We start from the raw sequence: 19,189 nt of genomic DNA on the forward strand, positions 1-19,189 counted from the left end.
CGATCACAGAACGTATGCAACCCATTGTCGTTGTTTGCGTCAAGTGACGGAGGCAGTGGCGATCATGCCACTGCCTCCATGTGGGTCAAGCCAATTGAGTGATCATCAGGTCATACCGAAGCGCCGGTCCCGAAGCCACCGCCGACCGCGGCGGGATTGACCTCCACCTGGTCCTCGGCGAGCACCGCCCCCGTGCTCCGCTTGCTGCGCCGCAGCCTGCCCTCGAGCCAGCTCGCGAAGCTGGTGAGGATGAAGTTCACGACGATGAAGATGATCGCCACGCCGACGAAGCTCTGGATGACGTTGGCGTAGTTGGCCGCGAACGTGCTGCGCGCGTTCAGCAGTTCGGTGTAGCCGATCATCACGCCGCCCAGCGCGGTGTCCTTCACGATGACGACGAGCTGGCTGACGATGGCCGGCAGCATGGCCGTGACCGCCTGCGGGAGCAGGATGCTGGTCATCGTCTGGCCCTTGCGCAGACCGATGGCGTACGCGGCCTCGGTCTGGCCCCTGGGCAGGGCGAGGATGCCCGCGCGGACCACCTCGGCGAGGACGGAGGCGTTGTAGAGCACCAGGCCGGTGACGACCGCGTACAGCGGCCGGGCCTCGGTGGTCACGTTCGTGGAGCGGGCGAAGAACTCGTTCGCGAAGAGCATCAGCAGCAGGACCGGGATCGAGCGGAAGAACTCGACCACGACGCCGGCCGGTCCGCGCACCCACCGGTGGTCGGACAGGCGTGCGATGCCGAAGAACGCGCCCAGCGGAAGGGCGATGACCATCGACAGCGCGGCGGCCTTCAAGGTGTTGCCGAGGCCCGGCAGCAGGTACGTCGTCCACGCCTCCGACGTGGTGAACGGCTGCCACAGGCTCCACTTCAGCTGGCCCTTGTCGTCCATCTTCTGCCAGATCCACCACAGCAGCAGGCCGAGCAGGACGAGGAAGACCACCGAGAGGACGACGTTGCGCCGCTTGGCCCGGGGGCCGGGGGCGTCGTAGAGAACGGACGTCATCGCTTCACCGCCAGTCGCTTGCCCAGCCAGCCCAGGATCAGGCCGGTGGGAAGGGTCAGTACGACGAAGCCGAGGGCGAAGACCGCGCCGATGAGCAGCGTCTGGGCCTCGTTCTCGATCATCGTCTTCATCAGGGCCGCGGCCTCGGCGACACCGATCGCGGCCGCCACCGTGGTGTTCTTGGTCAGCGCGATCAGGACGTTGGCCAGCGGGCCGATGACCGAACGGAACGCCTGCGGCAGCACGACGAGCCGGAGGGTCTGGCTGAAGCTCAGCCCGATGGCGCGGGCCGCTTCGGCCTGCCCCACGGGCACGGTGTTGATGCCCGACCGCACCGCCTCACAGACGAAGGCCGCGGTGTAGGCGACGAAACCGAGCACCGCCAGCCGGAAGCCCTGGATCTTGAAGTCGGTGGCGCCCATGGTCACACCGAAGATGTCGGCGAGACCGAGCGAGTTGAAGACGATGATGACCGTCAGGGGGATGTTCCGGACGATGTTGACGTAGGCGGTGCCGAACCCGCGCATCAGGGGGACCGGACTGACCCGCATCGCCGCCAGCACAGTGCCCCAGATCAGGGAGCCCAGGGCGGAGATGACGGTCAGTTTCACCGTCATCCAGAACGCCCCCAGGACGTCATAACCATGAAGAAAGTCGAACACGATCTCCCGCGCTTCCGGGTGTGTGGCGTACGAGGAGGGCGAGGCCCATTGCCGGGCGCGCCGCCGCCGTGATCGCGACGGGCGGCGGCGCGCCCAGGGTCCCTGCGGTGGCCGGGGGTCCGGGCCCGTGCCTTACTTGACGATCTGGCCGATCTTCGGCGCCGGCTCGTACTGGTACTGGGCCGGGCCGAAGTTCTTCTTGACGTCCTTCTCCCAGGTGCCGTCGCTGACCATGCTCTTGAGGGCGTCGTTGATCTTGTTGAGGGTGGCGGTGTCACCCTTCTTCACGCCGATGCCGTAGTTCTCGTTGCTGAGCTTGAGCCCGGCGAGCTTGAACTGGCCCTTGTACTTGTCCTGCGCCGCGTAGCCCGCGAGGATCGAGTCGTCCGTGGTCAGCGCGTCCACGGCACCGCTCTGGAGGCTGGCGACGCACTCCGAGTAGCCGCTGTTCTCCTTCAGGTTGGCCTTCGGAGCGATCGTCTTCTGGACGTTCTGCGCCGAGGTGGAGCCCGTCACGGAGCACAGCTTCTTGCCGTTGAGGTCCGTGCCCTTGGTGATGGTGGAGTCCTTCTTGACCAGCAGGTCCTGGTGGGCCAGGAAGTACGGGCCGGCGAAGTCCACCTTCTGCTTGCGCTCGTCGGTGATCGAGTACGTGGCCGCGATGAACTTGACGTCGCCGCGCTGCAGCGCGTTCTCACGGTCGGCGCTCTTGGTCTCGACCCACTGGATCTGGCTGGGCTTGTAGCCGAGCTTGCCCGCCACGTACGTCGCCACGTCCACGTCGAAGCCCGAGTAGGTGCCGTTGGGCTCCTTCAGGCCGAGGCCGGGCTGGTCGAACTTGATACCGATCTTGATCTTCTTGCCGCCGCCCCCGGAGGAACCGCCGTCGTCGTCGCTGGACCCACAAGCCGTGGCGGCCAGGGCGAGGGCGAGGACGGCGGCCGAGGCGGCGGTGACCTTGCGGAGCTTCATGATGAACATCCTTTGGCTGGTGAAGAGAGAAGGTGCCGTCGTGGGCGACAGGGGCGGCCGTCAGTGGTGCAGGATCTTCGACAGGAAGTCCTTGGCACGGTCGCTGCGCGGGTTGCTGAAGAACTGGTCGGGCGTGGCCTCCTCGACGATCCGGCCGTCGGCCATGAAGACCACGCGGTTCGCGGCCGATCGCGCGAAGCCCATCTCGTGCGTCACGACGATCATGGTCATGCCGTCGCGGGCGAGCTGCTGCATGACCTCGAGGACCTCGTTGATCATCTCGGGGTCGAGGGCCGAGGTCGGCTCGTCGAAGAGCATGACCTTCGGGTCCATGGCCAGGGCCCGCGCGATGGCGACGCGCTGCTGCTGGCCGCCGGAGAGCTGCGCGGGGTACTTGTCGGCCTGGGCGGCGACGCCGACCCGGTCGAGAAGGGTGCGGGCCCGTTCCTCGGCCTTCTTCTTGTCGGCCTTGCGGACCTTGATCTGGCCCAGCATCACGTTCTCGAGCACGGTCTTGTGCGCGAAGAGGTTGAAGGACTGGAACACCATGCCGACGTCCGCCCGCAGCCGGGCGAGCTCCTTGCCCTCCTGGGGCAGCGGCTTGCCGTCGATGGCGATCGTGCCGGAGTCGATGGTCTCCAGACGGTTGATGGTGCGGCACAGGGTGGACTTACCGGACCCCGAGGGCCCGATGACCACGACGACCTCGCCGCGGGCGATCGTCAGATCGATGTCCTGGAGTACGTGCAACGCGCCGAAATGCTTGTTGACGCTCTTCAGGACGACCAGTTCGCCGGTCGCGGCCACGTCCTGCTTGGCCACCGATACTTCGGTCATCGCTATCGGGCTCCGTCCTCCTCGGTTTCGGAGACAGTAATAACCCCGTTCCACCAGCGTCATTACATCTGAGGGGAATCTGAGCATCACGATCCGATAGCAATCGGACACGTGTCGTAGCACTTGCGAGCAGGGCGCATATCGGCCGGGTAACTAAAACCCGCCGCAACCGGAACCCACTTGACTGCGTCCTCGTCCATCAGCGTGACTGCCTTGATGCACACGCGCGTGGGCGCGCGTTCCTACCCATCCTGTTCGTACGGCCGATGAACCGAAGGGGGCCTGGATGAGGCTGCTCCTCGTCGAGGACGACAACCATGTCGCCGCCGCTCTCTCGGCGGTTCTGGCACGGCACGGCTTCGACGTCACGCACGCGCGCAGCGGCGAGGAGGCCCTCCAGGCACTGGTCCCGGAGGGCGCCGGCTTCGGTGTCGTCCTGCTCGACCTCGGCCTGCCCGACCAGGACGGCTACGAGGTGTGCGGCAAGATCCGCAAGCGCACCAGCACCCCGGTGATCATGGTCACCGCCCGCTCCGACGTCCGCTCCCGCATCCACGGCCTCAACCTCGGCGCCGACGACTACGTGGTCAAGCCGTACGACACCGGGGAACTGCTCGCCCGGATCCACGCCGTCAGCCGGCGCACCGTCCACGAGGACGCCGCCCACGGCGAGGACAGCACGCTGCGCCTCGGTGCCGTGCTCATCGAGCTGCCCACGCGCCAGGTCACCGTCGACGGTTCGGTCGTGCAGCTGACGCGCAAGGAGTTCGACCTGCTCGCCCTGCTCGCGCAGCGCCCCGGGGTCGTCTTCCGCCGTGAGCAGATCATCAGCGAGGTGTGGCGAACCAGTTGGGAGGGGACCGGACGCACCCTGGAGGTGCACGTCGCCTCCCTGCGCGCCAAGCTGCGCATGCCGGCCCTGATCGAGACCGTACGCGGCGTCGGCTACCGGCTCGTCGCCCCCTCCCCGTAGCGTGCACGGGTGCGTACCCGACTCCTCCCGCTGCTCATCGTCCTGATGGCGGCCGTGCTGCTCGCGCTCGGCATCCCGCTCGCCGTGAGCGTGGCCGCGGCACAGCAGCAGAAGGTGGTCGTCGACCGGATCGACGACACCGCGCGTTTCGCGGCCCTCGCCCAGTTCGTCACCGACGCCTGCAGCTCCACGCGGACGTCCACGGACGAACGCCTGGAGACCCTCGGCAGCGAACTCACCAGCTACTACGGCGTCTACGGCATCCGCGCCGGGGTGTTCTGCCGCACCGACATCCCCATGGCTAAGGCGCCGTCGGACTTCTTCCTGCCCAGCTCGGGCGAGGTGCGCGAGGCGTTCGACGAGGCGAAGCTCAGCCGCCGCAGCCACGACCCGAAACAGGTGTGGCCCTGGCAGCGCCACCGGCTCGTCGTCGCCTCACCGGTCATCCGGGACGGCGACGTCGTCGCGGTCGTCGTCACCGACTCGCCCACGGGACCGCTGCGTTCGCGCATCCTGCACGGCTGGCTGATCATCGGCGCCGGGGAGATCGCCGCGATGCTGCTGGCCGTCGGCGCCGCGCTGCGGCTGACCGGCTGGGTGCTCAGGCCCGTGCGGGTGCTCGACGCCACGACCCACGAGATCGCCAGCGGGCGGCTGAAGTCCCGTGTCGCGGCCGCCGGCGGGCCGCCGGAACTCAGGCGCTTGGCCCGGGCGTTCAACGAGATGGCGGACAACGTCGAGGACGTGCTGGAGCAGCAGCGCGCCTTTGTCGCCGACGCCTCGCACCAGCTGCGCAACCCGCTCTCGGCGCTGCTGCTGCGCATCGAACTGCTCGCGCTCGAACTGCCGGAGGACAACGAGGAGATCGCATCGGTCCGCACCGAGGGCAAGCGCCTGGCCGAGGTCCTCGACGACCTGCTCGACCTGGCCCTGGCCGAGCACACCGAGGCCGACCTGAGGGTCACCGACATCGGTGCGCTGACCGCCGAGCGCGTCGCCGCCTGGACACCGACCGCCGAGGCCAAGGGCGTACGACTGGTGGGCGACTGCCCGCCGACCACCGCCTGGGCCGACCCGGTCACCCTCTCCAGCGCCCTGGACGCGGTGATCGACAACGCGCTCAAGTTCACGCCGGAGGACGAGTGCGTCGAGGTGACGGTCGCCTCGAACGGCAGCACCTCGACCGTCGTCGTCAGCGACAACGGCCCCGGCCTGACCGACGAGGAACTCGCTCGGGTCGGCGACCGCTTCTGGCGCAGCGGCCGTCACCAGAACATCAAGGGTTCCGGCCTCGGCCTGTCCATCTCGCGCGCCCTGCTCGCGGCGGGCGGCGGCTCGATCTCGTACGGCCACCACGAGCCGCACGGGCTGACGGTGACGGTGTCGGTGCCGAGGAACGGCCCTACGGCTTGACCGAGCGGTAGTAGCGCTTGGCGCCCTCCTGCAACGGCAGCGGATCCGTGTAGATCGCGGTGCGCAGGTCGACGAGCTGCGCCGAGTGGACCCGCTTGCCGATGATGTCCCGGCTCCTGATCACGGTGCGGGTCACCCACTCGGTGAGCCGGGTGTCCACGTCCGTGCGTGTCACCAGGAGGTTGGCGACCGCGATGGTCGGCACGGCGATCCCGTTCTGGATGCTGGGGTAGGCCGACTCGGGCATGTTGGTGGCGCGGTAGTAGCGGGCCGCGCCGCCCTGGGCGTGCAGCTTGGCGACGAGATCGGCCTTGATCGGCACGAACCGGAAGGTGAGGCCGTCGGCCAGCTTCTCCAGGCCCCTGGTGGGGACTCCGCCCGACCAGAAGAAGGCGTCGATGTCGCCCTTCTTCAGCTTCCCGGGTCCGTCGTCGATGCCGTCGGCGAAGGGTGTGATGTCCTTGCGCGCGTCGATGCCGGCCGCCTTGAGCACCCGGTCGGCGATCAGTCGCACACCCGACCTCGTCGGCCCTACGGCCACTCGTTTGCCCCGCAGATCCGCGACGGACCGGATGTCCGAGTCACGCGGGACGACGAGCTGCACGTAGTCGTCGTACAGCCGTGCGACACCGCGCAGGTGACCGGCACCGGGGGCGTGGCCGAGTTCGTACGTCGCCACCGCGTCGGCCGCGGCGATCGTGAAGTCGGCACCGCCGTTCGCCACCCGCCTGACGTTCTCCTGCGATCCGTCGCTGGTCCGCAGCGTGACCGTCAGGTCGGGCATGTCCCGGCGGAACGCCCTGCGCAGGCGCTCGCCGTAGTCCTGGTAGACGCCCGCCTTCGTCCCGGTGCTGAACTTGATCGTCCCGCTCGGTGGATCCTCGCCCAGCGGCAGCAGCCACCACAGCAGCAGCCCGAGGACGACGAGGCCGGCGGCCGCGCCCTGCACGGCCCGACGCCTGCCGATCCGGTGGAACACGTTGGACATGCGGGCGATCCTGCCAGCCGGGACGCGATGCTGACCAGGGCGGAGTGCCACAGGGGACGGACGTGGCTGTCAGTGGCGATCGCTAAAGTCGCCGTATGAGCTCATCGCCCGCCGATCTGGTCCGCCAGTTCCACCTCGCCTTCGGCCTGGACGCCCGCACCACGCCCACCGAGGTGTCGCCCGCGCTGGCCGCCCACCGCGGCGAGCTGCTGGCCGAGGAGGCCGCGGAGGTCGCCGAGGTCTCGGTCGCCGGACCGCTCGACCGGCTCGCCCACGAACTGGCCGACGTGGTCTACGTGGCGTACGGCACGGCCCTGGTGCACGGCATCGACCTCGACGCGGTCATCGCCGAGATCCACCGGTCCAACATGACCAAGCTGGGCCCCGACGGCAGCGTGGCCCGCCGCGCCGACGGCAAGGTACTCAAGGGGGAGCACTACGAGGCGCCGGACGTGTCCGGGGTGCTGCGGCGGCAGGGGTGGATACCGGGCGGCGAGTGAGCCGTCCGGCATTCAGGACAGGGCGTCCCAGTCCCCGTCGAAACCTGCTGCGTCCAGGAACAGCAGCTCCGCCGCGTCGAGTGACGCCTCGCCCTGGCCGCCGGCTGCGGCCAGCGGCTGCTCGGCCCAGATGCACTTCCCGGTCGGCGTGTAGCGGGCGCCCCACCGCCCGGTCAGCGCCGCGATGAGCTGCAGCCCCCGGCCTCCCTCGTCGGTCTCCGTCGCGCGGCGGATGCGCGGCATCGTCTGGCTGCCGTCGTAGACCTCGCAGATCAGCTCGGCCCCGTACAGCAGACGCAGCCGGACCGGGCCCCTGGCGTGCCGGACGACGTTGCCCACGAGCTCGCTGACCAGGAGCTCCGTGGTGGGGACCAGGTCGTCCAGGTCCCAGGCGGCGAGCTGCTCGCGGACGTGCCGGCGGGCCAGGCCGGCCGCCCGCGGGTCCTGGGGCAGCGGCCAGGAGGCCATCCGGTCCGCCGGCAGGGCGTGCAGCCGGGCCACCAGGAACGCCGCGTCGTCGGCCGCCTGCTGTTCGGTGGGCAGCAGACCGGCCGTCAGCGTGTCGCACAGGCGCTCCAGGTCCACGGCCGTCCCGTCCCGGTGGGCCGTACCCAGCAGCCGGGCCAGTTCCGCCATGCCCTCGTCGATCTCCCGCTTGGCCGACTCGACCAGGCCGTCGGTGTACAGCACCAGGAGGCTACCCTCGGGCACGTCCAACTCGACCGTCTCGAAGGGCGGTTCGGCGGCCCCCAGCGGCGGATCGGCGTCCGGCTCGGGGAAGTGCACGGTGCCGTCGGGACGGACCAGGGCGGGCGGTGGATGCCCGGCGCGGGCCAGCGAGCAGCGCCCGGTGGTGGAGTCGTAGAGCGCGTACAGGCAGGTGGCGTACGACGCCTCGCCCATCCCGGCGACGATGTCGTTCAGGTGACCCAGGATCTCGCCCGGCGGCAGTTCCAGGTCCGCCAGGGTGTGTACGGCGGTGCGCAGCCGGCCCATGGTGGCCGCCTCCGGCAGCCCGTGCCCCATGACGTCGCCGACCACCAGCGCCACCTGCCCGCCGGACAGCGGGATGATGTCGTACCAGTCGCCGCCCACGTCGGCGCCCTGTCCGGCCGGGAGATAGCGGGCGGCGGCCGTGCACGCGGGCAGGTCGGGCAGCCCCTGGGGGAGCAGGCTGCGCTGGAGTTCGCGGGACCGGGTGTGCTCGGCGTCGTACAGCCGGGCCCGCTCCAGGGACTGCGCCACCAGGGCGCTGATCGTGGTCAGCAGCGCGCGTTCCTCGTCGGTGAGCCGCCGCGGCCGGTCGAAGGACAGGATGCACACGCCGAAGGTGTTCCCGGAGGCCGTCAGCGGCAGGAACGCCCAGGACTGCTTGCCGGCCCGGCCCGGCAGGTCGGCCATCGCCGGGTAGCGCGCGGCGAACTCCTCGGCGGAGGACATGAACAGCGGGGTGTCCGACTCGGCCGGGTCCCAGCCGGGGTCCATGGGTGACCGGAGGCGGCCGTCGACGGAATCGAGGAAGTCGTCGGGGTAGCCGACGGCACCCACGTGGTGGAGCCGGTCGCCCTCGATGACCTGCACCATGAGCCCCGTCGCGGCGAACGGCGGGAGCACGCGTCTGGCCACCGCGTCCACCACGTCCTGGGAGGTCGTCGCCTTGGCGAGTTCCGCGGTCAACTCGGCTATGCGAAGGGCACGTTCGGCCGCGGACCGCTCGGCGGACTGACGCTCCTCCGCCAGCCGGCGCTTCTCGGTGACGTCCTGGAAGTACAGGGTGCGCCCGTCCGGCCCGGGCACCACCCGCAGATGGAACCGCTGCCCGGTCTCGGGCAGGTGCACATCGAAGCCGGCCGGCTTCTCCTCGGCCGCGGCGCGCAGACAGCGGGCCTTGAGGCCGGGTATGCGCCGGACGGAGGGCAGGGCCCACAGCAGACGGCCGAACATCTGCTCCTCGGAGAAGCCCAGCAGCCGCTCTGCCTCCAGGTTGGCGAAGGTGATCCGCCACTGGTCGTCCACCGCGAGGAAGCCGTCGCTCATGTGCCGCAGGGCCCTGCTGAGCGCGTCCCGGGTCCGGCGCGACTCGTTGCTCTCCCAGCCCACGCCGATCATCCGCAGGGGCTCGCCGCGTTCGTCGTACGTCGCCCGGCCGCGCGCCTGGGTCCAGCCGTACGTGCCGTCCAGGCGCCGTATCCGGTACTCGGCCTCGTAGACCGTGCCGTCGGCGATCGCCCGTTGGGCGGCCGCCAGGGTGGGGGCCAGGTCGTCGGGGTGGACGACGCGCATCCAGCTCTCGATCCGGCCCGTGAAGTCGGCGGGCCGGGTGCCGTACAGCTCCAGGGCCGCCTCGTCCCAGACCAGGTCACCGGTGCGGATGTCCCAGTCCCACGAGCCGACCCGCACCTCCTTCAGGGCGTCCCGCAGGCGCTCTCCGGTCAGCCCGGACCGGTCGGGCCCGCTCGTCGGCGGAGCCTTGGCCATGCGGTCCTCGGCCCAGGCGACCACGGCCCGCAGGAACTCCCACTGCTCCGGCGTGGGCTCGCCCCGCTCACCGGTCAGGACGGTCAGGGCGCCGATCCCGCGCTGCCCGCTGAACAGGGGCAGGGCGGCGAGTCCCGTGCCCGGCCAAGCCCGCAGCGGCTCGAACTCCTCGGACTCCAGCGGCACCCACACACCGCTTCCCCGCCGCAGCGCGCGGGCCGGGGCCTGCGGACCCTCCTGGTCGACGATCTCCCACGGGCGGGTCAGGGCGGCAGGAAGGCCGACGGACGACACCAGACGCAGCGCGGACATCGGGCCGCGCAGATGGAAGACCCCGCCGAGCGCGCCCAGCTCACCCACCGTGTGCTGCAGCGCCAGCCGGAAGACCTCGCTCTCCGTGACTCCGGGAGCCACCGTGCCGAGGAGAGCGAGCCGCGCGTTCATGAGGGGAACTTATCGTTCCTGTTTTCGTCCGAAACCTCTTTCGGGGATTCCGGACGTATGACGGAATCGCCGGCGACGGCAACCGCCTGAACAACGCGACCGATGTGTCCGTATCTCCCATCAAGGGCCTCTCGCAACAGATTGGGACAAGCCCGGCGGATCGCGAGCGGCCCCGAAGGGGATGAGCCAAGTGGTGATCGCGAACAAGACCGCACGAACGGCATACCGCGCGACGGCGCTGGCGTTCTCCGCCGCCCTCCTGGTGGCCGCATGTTCCAGCGGCGGCGGAGGCGGCGGGAAGGCCTCGCAGAGCACCGGCGCGGCCAAGCCCGGCTCGGGGACGAAGGTGACGGTGACGGAGACCGAGTACGCCCTGAAGCTCTCCCGCAGCTCCTTCAGCCCGGGCACCTACACCTTCACCGCCGACAACGCGGGCGCGACCACGCACGCCCTGGAGGTGGACGGCCCCGGTGTCTCCGACGTGCGGACCAAGAACATCTCCAGCGGCCAGAACACGTCCGTGACGGTCACCCTGAAGAAGGGAACGTACGAGCTCTACTGCCCCGTGGACGGGCACCGGCAGCTCGGCATGAAGACGGACCTCAAGGTCGGCTGAGCGCGCCCCGGCCGGTGTGCTCCACAAGGGGCGGACGGGCGCCTCCGGGGACCGCCTACCCTTGACGCATGACCAGCAGCAGCGACCGGAGCCCGGCAGTGGACGTTCAGTCACCCAAGACCTACGAAGTGCGCACCTACGGGTGCCAGATGAACGTCCATGACTCCGAGCGGTTGTCCGGACTGCTGGAGGACGCCGGCTACGTGCGCGCCCCCGAGGGCTCCGACGGCGACGCCGACGTCGTGGTCTTCAACACCTGCGCGGTCCGGGAGAACGCCGACAACCGCCTGTACGGCAACCTCGGCCGCCTCGCGCCCAGGAAGGCGTCCCGTCCCGGCATGCAGATCGCGGTCGGCGGGTGTCTGGCGCAGAAGGACCGCGACACCATCGTGAAGAAGGCGCCCTGGGTGGACGTCGTCTTCGGCACGCACAACATCGGCAAGCTCCCGGTGCTGCTGGAACGCGCGCGCGTGCAGGAGGAGGCGCAGGTCGAGATCGCCGAGTCCCTGGAGGCGTTCCCCTCCACCCTGCCGACGCGGCGCGAGAGCGCGTACGCGGCGTGGGTGTCGATCTCCGTCGGCTGCAACAACACCTGCACCTTCTGCATCGTCCCGGCCCTGCGCGGCAAGGAGAAGGACCGCCGCCCCGGCGACATCCTCGCCGAGGTCGAGGCACTGGTCGCGGAAGGCGTCAGCGAGATCACCCTGCTCGGCCAGAACGTCAACGCCTACGGCTCCGACATCGGCGACCGCGAGGCCTTCAGCAAGCTGCTGCGGGCCTGCGGGAAGATCGACGGCCTGGAGCGGGTCCGCTTCACCTCCCCGCACCCGCGCGACTTCACGGACGACGTCATCGCCGCCATGGCCGAGACGCCGAACGTGATGCCGCAGCTGCACATGCCCCTGCAGTCCGGCTCGGACACCGTCCTGAAGGCGATGCGCCGCTCCTACCGCCAGGACCGCTACCTGGGGATCATCGAGAAGGTCCGCGCGGCCATCCCGCACGCGGCGATCACCACCGACATCATCGTGGGCTTCCCCGGCGAGACCGAGGAGGACTTCGAGCAGACCCTCCACGTGGTCCGCGAGGCCCGCTTCGCGCAGGCGTTCACCTTCCAGTACTCCAAGCGCCCCGGCACCCCCGCCGCGACCATGGAGAACCAGATCCCCAAGGAGGTCGTCCAGGCGCGCTACGAGCGTCTCGTCGCCCTCCAGGAGGACATCTCCTGGGAGGAGAACAAGAAGCAGGTCGGCCGCACCCTGGAGCTGATGGTCGCCGAGGGCGAGGGCCGCAAGGACGGCGCCACCCACCGCCTCTCCGGCCGCGCCCCCGACAACCGCCTGGTCCACTTCACCAAGCCCGACCAGGACGTCCGCCCCGGCGACGTCGTCACCGTCGAGATCACCTACGCCGCCCCGCACCACCTCCTCGCCGAGGGCGCCGTCCTCGACGTGCGCCGCACGCGCGCGGGTGACGCGTGGGAGAAGCGCAACGCCGCCGAGGCGGCCGAGCCGGCCGGTGTGATGCTGGGCCTGCCGAAGATCGGGGCGCCCGAGCCGCTGCCGGTGGCGTCGGGCAGCGGCTGCGGCTGCGACTGACATCGGCTCGGCCGACGCGGTCCGCCGGGACGACGAACGTCGCCGCCCCGGCGCTACCCTGCCGATCATGCTTGTCGCCGCCGCCATCTGCCCCTGCCCGCCCCTCCTCGTGCCGGAGGTGGCCGCGGGCGCCGCTCCGGAACTGGACCGCGCGCGTGCCGCGTGTGCGGACGCGCTCGGCGTGCTCGCCGCCGCCCGTCCCGATCTGCTGGTGGTGATCGGACCCGCCGAGCGCAGCGGGCGCGGTCCGCACCCCGAGGGCACGCCGGGTTCGTTCCGCGGCTTCGGCGTCGAGGTCGACGTACGGCTGGGCGAGCCGAAGGACGTGGAGCCCGGGCGCGAGCTTCCGCCCTCCCTCGCCGTCGCCGCGTGGCTGCTGGAGCGGACCGGCTGGTCCGACGCCCCGATCGAGGGGCTCGGCGTGGGGGAACCGCTCGCGGCCGACCGGTGCGTCGAAGCCGGACGGGAGATCGCTGCCCAGGCCGAGCGGGTGGCCCTGCTGGTGATGGGCGACGGCAGCGCCTGCCGCACGCTCAAGGCGCCCGGCTACCTCGACGAGCGCGCCGCGCCCTTCGACGCGGAGGTCGCGCGCGCGCTGGGCACGGCCGACGTGCCGGCGCTGGAGGCGCTCGACGCCGAACTGGCGTACGAGCTGAAGGCCTCGGGCCGGGCCCCCTGGCAGGTCCTCGCGGGCGCGGCCGAGGGCGCGGACCTCGCCGGAGCCCTGCTGTACGAGGACGCGCCGTACGGGGTGGGGTACGTGGTGGCGACCTGGTCATGACGGGGGCGACCCGGTCATGACGGTGGGGCGTGGCGCCGTGAGCCCGCCGGGTCGCCGGAAACGGCGGACGGCCGGGGAACCCGCCGGGCCCGCGGCCGTCCGTGGGTGCGCCGTGCCGCTCAGGAGGACGGCGGAGTGCGGGTGTCCGGCGGCACGGTGCCGCCACCGCCCGTGCCCGTGCCGCCTTTGTGCGCGAGTCGGTCCATGGCGTTCTTGGCCTTGCCGGTCCCGGTCCGGATCCGGTCGCTGTACTTGCCCTTGGTCTTCTCGTCGACCACCTTGGCGGCCTTGTCGAGACCGTGCGAGATCTTGCCCCCGTGCTGCTGCGCGAGGCCCGAGACCTTGTCTTTTGCCGGGGAGAGCCTGACCTTCAGGTTGTGCAGGAGACCCATGGTCCGCCTTTCTCGTCAGCCCGGGCCCGGTGCGCCTCTCGGCCCACTCGCGCGCGGCCCGGTCACGTGCGGGCGCCCTCGCCGGCCTCGCTGTCGGCCGCATCCTCGGCGGACTGCTGCTTGGGGATCTCGACGCCCTCGTCCGAGCCGGCCTCGCGGGCCTCCGTCGCCGTGGACTCCGTCCCGGCCCGCTCCTCGGTGCCGGCCGACCCCTTCGCCTCTGCCGCCTCCTCCGCCTCGGCCCCGGCCGTCCGTGCGGCCGCCGGCACCTCGGCGGGCGACGCCTCCTCCGTGGTATTCGACCTCCGGAGAAGTCGCGCGAAAACGCCCATATCCACTCCATACGCTACTCGGGCGGGGGAAAACCCGCGTTGCCCGGTGCGTCCGATTGCGCCACCGGGAGCGCCGCCTCCCGGAAACCGGCGGCGAGAACCACGCAACGGGCAACGACCCCGGCCCCCCGCCGTCACGCAACTCGTTCGAGGAGACGCTTCGGGGTTTGCGAGACTGGTGCGGTGAGCACCGCACCCCCCGCCCCCCGCGTCATCGCCGTCGTCGGACCGACCGCGGCCGGAAAGTCCGATCTGGGCGTCTTCCTCGCCCAGCGCCTGGGAGGCGAGGTCGTCAACGCCGACTCCATGCAGCTCTACCGGGGGATGGACATCGGCACCGCCAAGCTGACGACCGAGGAGCGCGGCGGCATCCCGCACCACCTGCTGGACCTCTGGGACGTGACGGTCACGGCGTCGGTCGCCGAGTACCAGAGGCTCGCCCGCGCGCGCATAGACGCCCTGCTCGCCGCCGGCCGCTGGCCGGTCCTCGTCGGCGGCTCGGGCCTCTACGTCCGCGGCGCCGTCGACAACCTGGAGTTCCCCGGCACCGACCCCGAGGTCAGGGCCCGGCTGGAGGACGAGCTCACCCTGCGCGGCTCCGGCGCGCTGCACGCCCGCCTGGCCGCCGCCGACCCCGAGGCCGCGCAGGCGATCCTGCCGAGCAACGGCCGTCGTATCGTCCGGGCCCTGGAGGTGATCGAGATCACCGGCAAGCCCTTCACCGCCAACCTGCCGGGCCACGACTCGGTCTACGACACCGTTCAGATCGGCGTGAACGTCGCCCGCCCCGAGCTCGACGAGCGCATCGCCCGCCGCGTGGACCGCATGTGGGACCAGGGGCTCGTGGACGAGGTGCGCGCGCTGGAGGCGCAAGGCCTGCGCGAGGGGCGCACGGCTTCCCGCGCGCTGGGCTACCAGCAGGTCCTCGCGGCGCTCGCGGGGGAGTGCACGCTCGAGGAGGCGCGGGCCGAGACGGTACGTGCCACCAAGCGCTTCGCGCGCCGCCAGGATTCGTGGTTCAGGCGCGATCCGCGGGTGCACTGGTTGAGTGGGGGTGCGGCGGATCTCACAGAACTTCCGGACCTCGCGCTGGCGTTGGTCGAACGACCGGTCACAGCCTGATCACGTCATGGCATCGGGACGCTCCGGCTGCCGTTCGGGCCTCCGGCGCCGTGCCATCATCGAGCTTCGATCGACCAAGTGGAGTCCTAGTTGGGAGGGCGCGTGGCGATGGAGGCCGGCCCTCGCGACACCGCACAAGGCACCGAGCCCCGCACCGCCTTCGGCGGTGCACCGGAGCAGGACGCGGACCGTCTGAGCCCCGACGGGCCCGACGACACCGAGGGCGGTGTGACCGCCGACGGTCCTGAGCCCGAGGAGATGTTCGCGGGCGGCCCGGAGGTCGAGGTCGAGCTGCGCCCGCAGCGGCGGCTGCGCATCTGGCAGCTCGCCCCCATCGTGGCCCTGGCCGCGGTCGGCTCCCTGATGTTCGCCTTCCCGCTCGCCTTCGACTTCGGCGACAGCGGGGCGGTGATCGCCATGCTGGGGCTCCTGATCTGCTCCTGCGCCGCGGGCTGGGGCATGATGGCCGCGCGCCGCGTGGGTTACACGTGGCCCGGGCTCCCGCAGCGCGGCTCCGGCCGCAGACCGGACTGGCGGGTCGTCCTGGCCTTCGTGGTCCTGGTCGCGGCGGTCGTCGTGCTGGCGGTCTGGCGCGTGGCCCGACTGCGCTGAGCGCCCCTTCAGGGGCGCGGGGAACCGCGCGACCGGCCCCCACAGGCCCGCGGGGACCTGCGCGACCGGCCCCCACAGGCCCGCGGAGATCCGCCTGGCCACCCCCCACCGGCCCGCGGCGCGAATGCGGCCCTCCCGTACGATCGGGGCATGAGCACGCGCACGCGGATCGCCTTCCTCAAGGGTCACGGCACGGAGAACGACTTCGTGATCGTCCCGGACCCCGAGAACACCCTCGACCTGCCCCCGGCCGCCGTCGCCGCCCTGTGCGACCGCCGCGCGGGCATCGGCGGTGACGGCCTGCTGCACGTGGTGCGCTCCGCCGCGCACCCCGAGGCGAGGGACATGGCGGCCGAGGCGGAGTGGTTCATGGACTACCGCAACGGCGACGGCTCGATCGCGGAGATGTGCGGCAACGGCGTGCGCGTGTTCGCGCGCTACCTGCAGCGCGCCGGCCACGCCGCCGAGGGCGACCTGACGGTGGCCACGCGGGGCGGCGTGAAGACCGTGCACATCGCCAAGGACGGTGCCGTCACGGTCGGCATGGGCAGGGCGCGGTTCCCCGAAGGGGACGTCACCGTCGTTGTGGGCGAGCGCAGTTGGCCCGCGCGGAACGTGAACATGGGCAACCCGCACGCGGTCGCGTTCGTCGAGGACCTCGCGCACGCGGGCAGCCTGTACTCGCCGCCGCCGTTCAGCCCGGCCTCCGCCTACCCGGACGGGGTGAACGTCGAGTTCGTGGTCGACCGCGGCCCCGGCCACGTCGCCCTGCGCGTGCACGAGCGCGGCGCCGGCGAGACCCGCTCGTGCGGTACGGGCGCGTGCGCCGTCGCCGTGGCGGCCGCCCGCCGGGACGGCGTCGACCCGGCGGTCACCGGGACGCCGGTGACGTACACCGTCGACGTGCCCGGCGGGACGCTCGTGATCACCGAACGGCCCGACGGTGAGATCGAGATGACCGGCCCGGCGGTGATCGTGGCGGAAGGCGAGATCGAATCCGACTGGCTGGAAACGTTCACCTCTTGACGGGGCGAGGCTTGAGATCACAGGCGTCCGTGCCCAGTGGTGCGGATGTGAACTACCGGTGCGACGGTTCGAGGTTCAAATGCACGGACGTCCGCCCGTCGCATGGCGCGAAACCGTAAACCTCGAAACCGTCGCTCGAATGGGTGATCCGTTTCACGCTCGGCGAGAGGCGGTCGGACGCACGTGATGGGCTCGGTAGCATCAAGCACCGGCCCGGACGGGGGACCGTTGCCGCCCCCTGAGCCGTGTCCGCCCTGGGGCACCCCGTCCGCCGGTCCACGCAGCCGGAGGTGCCCATGAGTGCGGAGGCCACGAATCCTGCGACGCCAGGTTCGGTAGCAGGCCCGGCGGCCCGCTGGCGCGCGCGGATCGATCTGCGCCGCCTCGGCCGTGCCGCCCTGCTCGGCCCCGCCGCCCGGGACCGCCTGCCGGACGCCATCGGCCACGTCGTCGACGCGCACCGCGCCCACCACCCGAGCGCCGACATCGAACCCCTGCGCCGCGCCTACGTCCTGGCCGAGTCCTCGCACCGCGGCCAGATGCGCAAGAGCGGCGAGCCCTACATCACGCACCCCCTCGCGGTGACCCTGATCCTCGCCGAACTCGGCGCGGAGACGACCACCCTGACGGCGTCTCTGCTCCACGACACCGTCGAGGACACCGATGTGACGCTCGTTCAGGTGGGCGAGCAGTTCGGCGAGGAGGTGCGCTATCTCGTCGACGGCGTCACGAAACTGGAGAAGGTCGACTACGGCGCCGCCGCCGAGCCCGAGACCTTCCGCAAGATGCTCGTGGCCACCGGCAGCGACGTCCGCGTGATGTCGATCAAACTCGCCGACCGCCTGCACAACATGCGCACCCTGGGCGTCATGCGCCCCGAGAAACAGGCCCGCATCGCCAAGGTCACCCGGGACGTCCTGATCCCGCTCGCCGAACGGCTCGGGGTCCAGGCGCTCAAGACCGAGCTGGAGGACCTGGTCTTCGCGATCCTCCACCCCGAGGAGTACGAGCACACGCGCGAGTTGATCGTCGACAACGCCGCCCGCGCCGACGACCCCCTCGCCGAGATCGCCGACGAGGTCCGCGGCCATCTGCGCGAGGCCGACATCCCGGCCGAAGTCCTCATCCGTCCACGGCACTTCGTCTCCGTCCACCGCGTAGCCCGCAAACGGGGCGAGCTGCGCGGCGCCGACTTCGGCCGGCTGTTGGTGCTGGTCAACGAGGACGCGGACTGCTACGGGGTCCTCGGCGAGCTGCACACCTGCATGACCCCCGTCGTCTCGGAGTTCAAGGACTTCATCGCCGTACCGAAGTTCAACCTCTACCAGTCGCTGCACACCGCGGTCGCCCGCGCGGACGGGCAGGTCGCCGAAGTCCTCATCCGCACCCACCAGATGCACAAGGTCGCCGAGGCCGGCGTCATCGCGCTCGGCAATCCCTACGCGCCCGCCGCCGACGACCCGGCCGACGGCGAGCGCGTCGACCCCACCAAGCCCGGCTGGCTCTCCCGCCTCCTCGACTGGCAGGAGGCCGCGCCCGACCCCGACACCTTCTGGTCCACGCTCCGCGAGGACCTCGCCCAGGACCGCGAGATCACCGTCTTCCGCCCCGACGGCGGCACCCTGGGCCTGCCCGAGGGCGCGACCTGCGTCGACGCCGCCTACGCGCAGTACGGCGAGGACGCGCACGCCTGCATCGGCGCCCGCGTCAACGGCCGCCTGGCGACCCTCAGCACGGTCCTGAAGGACGGCGACGCCGTCCAGCTCCTAATGGGCCAGGACCCGGCCTCGGAGCCCTCCAGGGAGTGGCTGGAGCACGCCCACACGCCCGCCGCCCGGATCGCCATCCAACGATGGCTGGCGACCCATCCGGAGGCGGACGCGCCCGAGGAGAGAGACCGGCGCTCGTCGGCTCCCCGGCCCGCTCCCGAAGGGACGTTCGCCCCTCCCACCGCGGACGTCGTCGTCGACCAGCCTGACGCCACCGCGCGCCTCGCCGGCTGTTGCACCCCCGTGCCCCCCGACGAGGTGACCGGCTTCGCCGTGCGCGGCGGCGTGGTCACCGTCCACCGCGTGGAGTGCGCCGCGGTGGCGCGCATGAAGAGCGGGGGGCGAGCGGAAGTCGGCGTGCGCTGGGGGAACACCAGTGAATGCAGAGTCACGCTGCTCGCCGAATCGTTCGGCCGCCCGCATCTCCTCGCCGACCTCACCGAGGCCATGGCCCTGGAGGGCGCCGAGATCGTGTCCGCGACCATCGAGCCGCCGGACCGGCAGCGGGTGAAGCACTCGTACACCGTGACGCTCCCGGACGCGGCGCTCCTGCCGGGCCTGATGCGGGCGATGCGCAACGTACCCGGCGTGTACGACGTGAGCCGGGCGCAGCCGCAGACACCGGGCGCCTGAAACCCGCAGTACGCCCGGACCACCCCTTCGG

At 71.2% G+C, this 19,189-nt stretch carries 18 protein-coding genes; 10 read left to right on the forward strand and 8 right to left on the reverse strand.

Annotated elements, in window-relative coordinates; genetic code table 11:
• Window positions 1-110: 110 nt before the first annotated feature.
• The 4 genes from FBY22_RS06220 to FBY22_RS06235 form a co-directional block, all read right to left on the reverse strand.
• On the reverse strand, window positions 111-1,010 hold the full coding sequence (locus tag FBY22_RS06220; RefSeq protein WP_142143023.1) for an amino acid ABC transporter permease: 900 nt from the start codon (window positions 1,008-1,010) through the stop codon (window positions 111-113).
• Window positions 1,007-1,672 (reverse strand): amino acid ABC transporter permease, encoded by a 666-nt coding sequence (locus tag FBY22_RS06225; protein ID WP_142143025.1) that lies wholly within the window; start codon window positions 1,670-1,672, stop codon window positions 1,007-1,009. The genes FBY22_RS06220 and FBY22_RS06225 overlap by 4 nt, the downstream gene beginning before the upstream one ends.
• A 132-nt stretch (window positions 1,673-1,804) precedes the next feature.
• On the reverse strand, window positions 1,805-2,644 hold the full coding sequence (locus FBY22_RS06230; protein ID WP_142143027.1) for a glutamate ABC transporter substrate-binding protein: 840 nt from the start codon (window positions 2,642-2,644) through the stop codon (window positions 1,805-1,807).
• 60 nt (window positions 2,645-2,704) lie between these two features.
• Window positions 2,705-3,481, reverse strand: a complete 777-nt coding sequence (locus tag FBY22_RS06235; RefSeq protein WP_142143029.1) for an amino acid ABC transporter ATP-binding protein — start codon at window positions 3,479-3,481, stop codon at window positions 2,705-2,707.
• Between the two features lie 286 nt (window positions 3,482-3,767).
• On the opposite strand from FBY22_RS06235, the gene FBY22_RS06240 reads away from it, so the two are divergent.
• Window positions 3,768-4,454: a response regulator transcription factor gene (locus FBY22_RS06240; protein WP_142143031.1), complete on the forward strand. Its 687-nt coding sequence runs from the start codon at window positions 3,768-3,770 to the stop codon at window positions 4,452-4,454.
• 9 nt (window positions 4,455-4,463) lie between these two features.
• A complete protein-coding gene (locus tag FBY22_RS06245; RefSeq protein ID WP_142143033.1) occupies window positions 4,464-5,867 on the forward strand; it encodes a HAMP domain-containing sensor histidine kinase in 1,404 nt (467 codons plus the stop codon).
• On the opposite strand, the gene FBY22_RS06250 is transcribed toward FBY22_RS06245, so the two are convergent.
• Window positions 5,857-6,855, reverse strand: a complete 999-nt coding sequence (locus FBY22_RS06250; protein ID WP_142143035.1) for a TAXI family TRAP transporter solute-binding subunit — start codon at window positions 6,853-6,855, stop codon at window positions 5,857-5,859. The two genes, FBY22_RS06245 and FBY22_RS06250, sit on opposite strands and share 11 nt — an antisense overlap.
• Window positions 6,856-6,950: 95 nt before the next feature.
• On the opposite strand from FBY22_RS06250, the gene FBY22_RS06255 reads away from it, so the two are divergent.
• Window positions 6,951-7,355: a MazG nucleotide pyrophosphohydrolase domain-containing protein gene (locus tag FBY22_RS06255; protein ID WP_142143037.1), complete on the forward strand. Its 405-nt coding sequence runs from the start codon at window positions 6,951-6,953 to the stop codon at window positions 7,353-7,355.
• 12 nt (window positions 7,356-7,367) lie between these two features.
• On the opposite strand, the gene FBY22_RS06260 is transcribed toward FBY22_RS06255, so the two are convergent.
• Window positions 7,368-10,277 (reverse strand): SpoIIE family protein phosphatase, encoded by a 2,910-nt coding sequence (locus FBY22_RS06260; RefSeq protein ID WP_142143039.1) that lies wholly within the window; start codon window positions 10,275-10,277, stop codon window positions 7,368-7,370.
• Window positions 10,278-10,458: 181 nt separating this feature from the next.
• Between FBY22_RS06260 and FBY22_RS06265 the strand changes: the two genes are divergently transcribed.
• The 3 genes from FBY22_RS06265 to FBY22_RS06275 all read left to right on the forward strand — a co-directional run bounded on the left by FBY22_RS06265 (window position 10,459) and on the right by FBY22_RS06275 (window position 13,272).
• A complete protein-coding gene (locus FBY22_RS06265) occupies window positions 10,459-10,893 on the forward strand; it encodes a plastocyanin/azurin family copper-binding protein (protein WP_142143041.1) in 435 nt (144 codons plus the stop codon).
• Window positions 10,894-10,961: 68 nt separating this feature from the next.
• Window positions 10,962-12,491, forward strand: a complete 1,530-nt coding sequence (gene miaB / locus FBY22_RS06270) for a tRNA (N6-isopentenyl adenosine(37)-C2)-methylthiotransferase MiaB (protein WP_142143043.1) — start codon at window positions 10,962-10,964, stop codon at window positions 12,489-12,491.
• Between the two features lie 67 nt (window positions 12,492-12,558).
• Window positions 12,559-13,272, forward strand: coding sequence for a class III extradiol dioxygenase subunit B-like domain-containing protein (locus tag FBY22_RS06275; RefSeq protein ID WP_142143045.1), 714 nt, complete (start codon window positions 12,559-12,561; stop codon window positions 13,270-13,272).
• Window positions 13,273-13,391: 119 nt separating this feature from the next.
• Here FBY22_RS06275 and FBY22_RS06280 read toward each other — a convergent pair whose 3' ends face one another.
• Window positions 13,392-13,664 (reverse strand): antitoxin, encoded by a 273-nt coding sequence (locus tag FBY22_RS06280; RefSeq protein ID WP_142143047.1) that lies wholly within the window; start codon window positions 13,662-13,664, stop codon window positions 13,392-13,394.
• A 62-nt stretch (window positions 13,665-13,726) separates the two neighbouring features.
• Window positions 13,727-13,996, reverse strand: coding sequence for a hypothetical protein (locus tag FBY22_RS06285; protein WP_142143049.1), 270 nt, complete (start codon window positions 13,994-13,996; stop codon window positions 13,727-13,729).
• Window positions 13,997-14,179: 183 nt separating this feature from the next.
• On the opposite strand from FBY22_RS06285, the gene miaA reads away from it, so the two are divergent.
• The 4 genes from miaA to FBY22_RS06305 all read left to right on the forward strand — a co-directional run bounded on the left by miaA (window position 14,180) and on the right by FBY22_RS06305 (window position 19,158).
• Window positions 14,180-15,118: a tRNA (adenosine(37)-N6)-dimethylallyltransferase MiaA gene (miaA, locus tag FBY22_RS06290; protein WP_142143051.1), complete on the forward strand. Its 939-nt coding sequence runs from the start codon at window positions 14,180-14,182 to the stop codon at window positions 15,116-15,118.
• A 108-nt stretch (window positions 15,119-15,226) separates the two neighbouring features.
• Window positions 15,227-15,730, forward strand: a complete 504-nt coding sequence (locus FBY22_RS06295) for a hypothetical protein (protein ID WP_142147393.1) — start codon at window positions 15,227-15,229, stop codon at window positions 15,728-15,730.
• Window positions 15,731-15,880: 150 nt separating this feature from the next.
• On the forward strand, window positions 15,881-16,756 hold the full coding sequence (gene dapF / locus FBY22_RS06300; RefSeq protein ID WP_142143053.1) for a diaminopimelate epimerase: 876 nt from the start codon (window positions 15,881-15,883) through the stop codon (window positions 16,754-16,756).
• 296 nt (window positions 16,757-17,052) lie between these two features.
• Window positions 17,053-19,158, forward strand: a complete 2,106-nt coding sequence (locus FBY22_RS06305) for a bifunctional (p)ppGpp synthetase/guanosine-3',5'-bis(diphosphate) 3'-pyrophosphohydrolase (RefSeq protein ID WP_142143055.1) — start codon at window positions 17,053-17,055, stop codon at window positions 19,156-19,158.
• Window positions 19,159-19,189: the final 31 nt, after the last annotated feature.

Origin of the sequence: Streptomyces sp. SLBN-31 (assembly GCF_006715395.1) — a bacterium.
GTDB lineage: Bacteria > Actinomycetota > Actinomycetes > Streptomycetales > Streptomycetaceae > Streptomyces.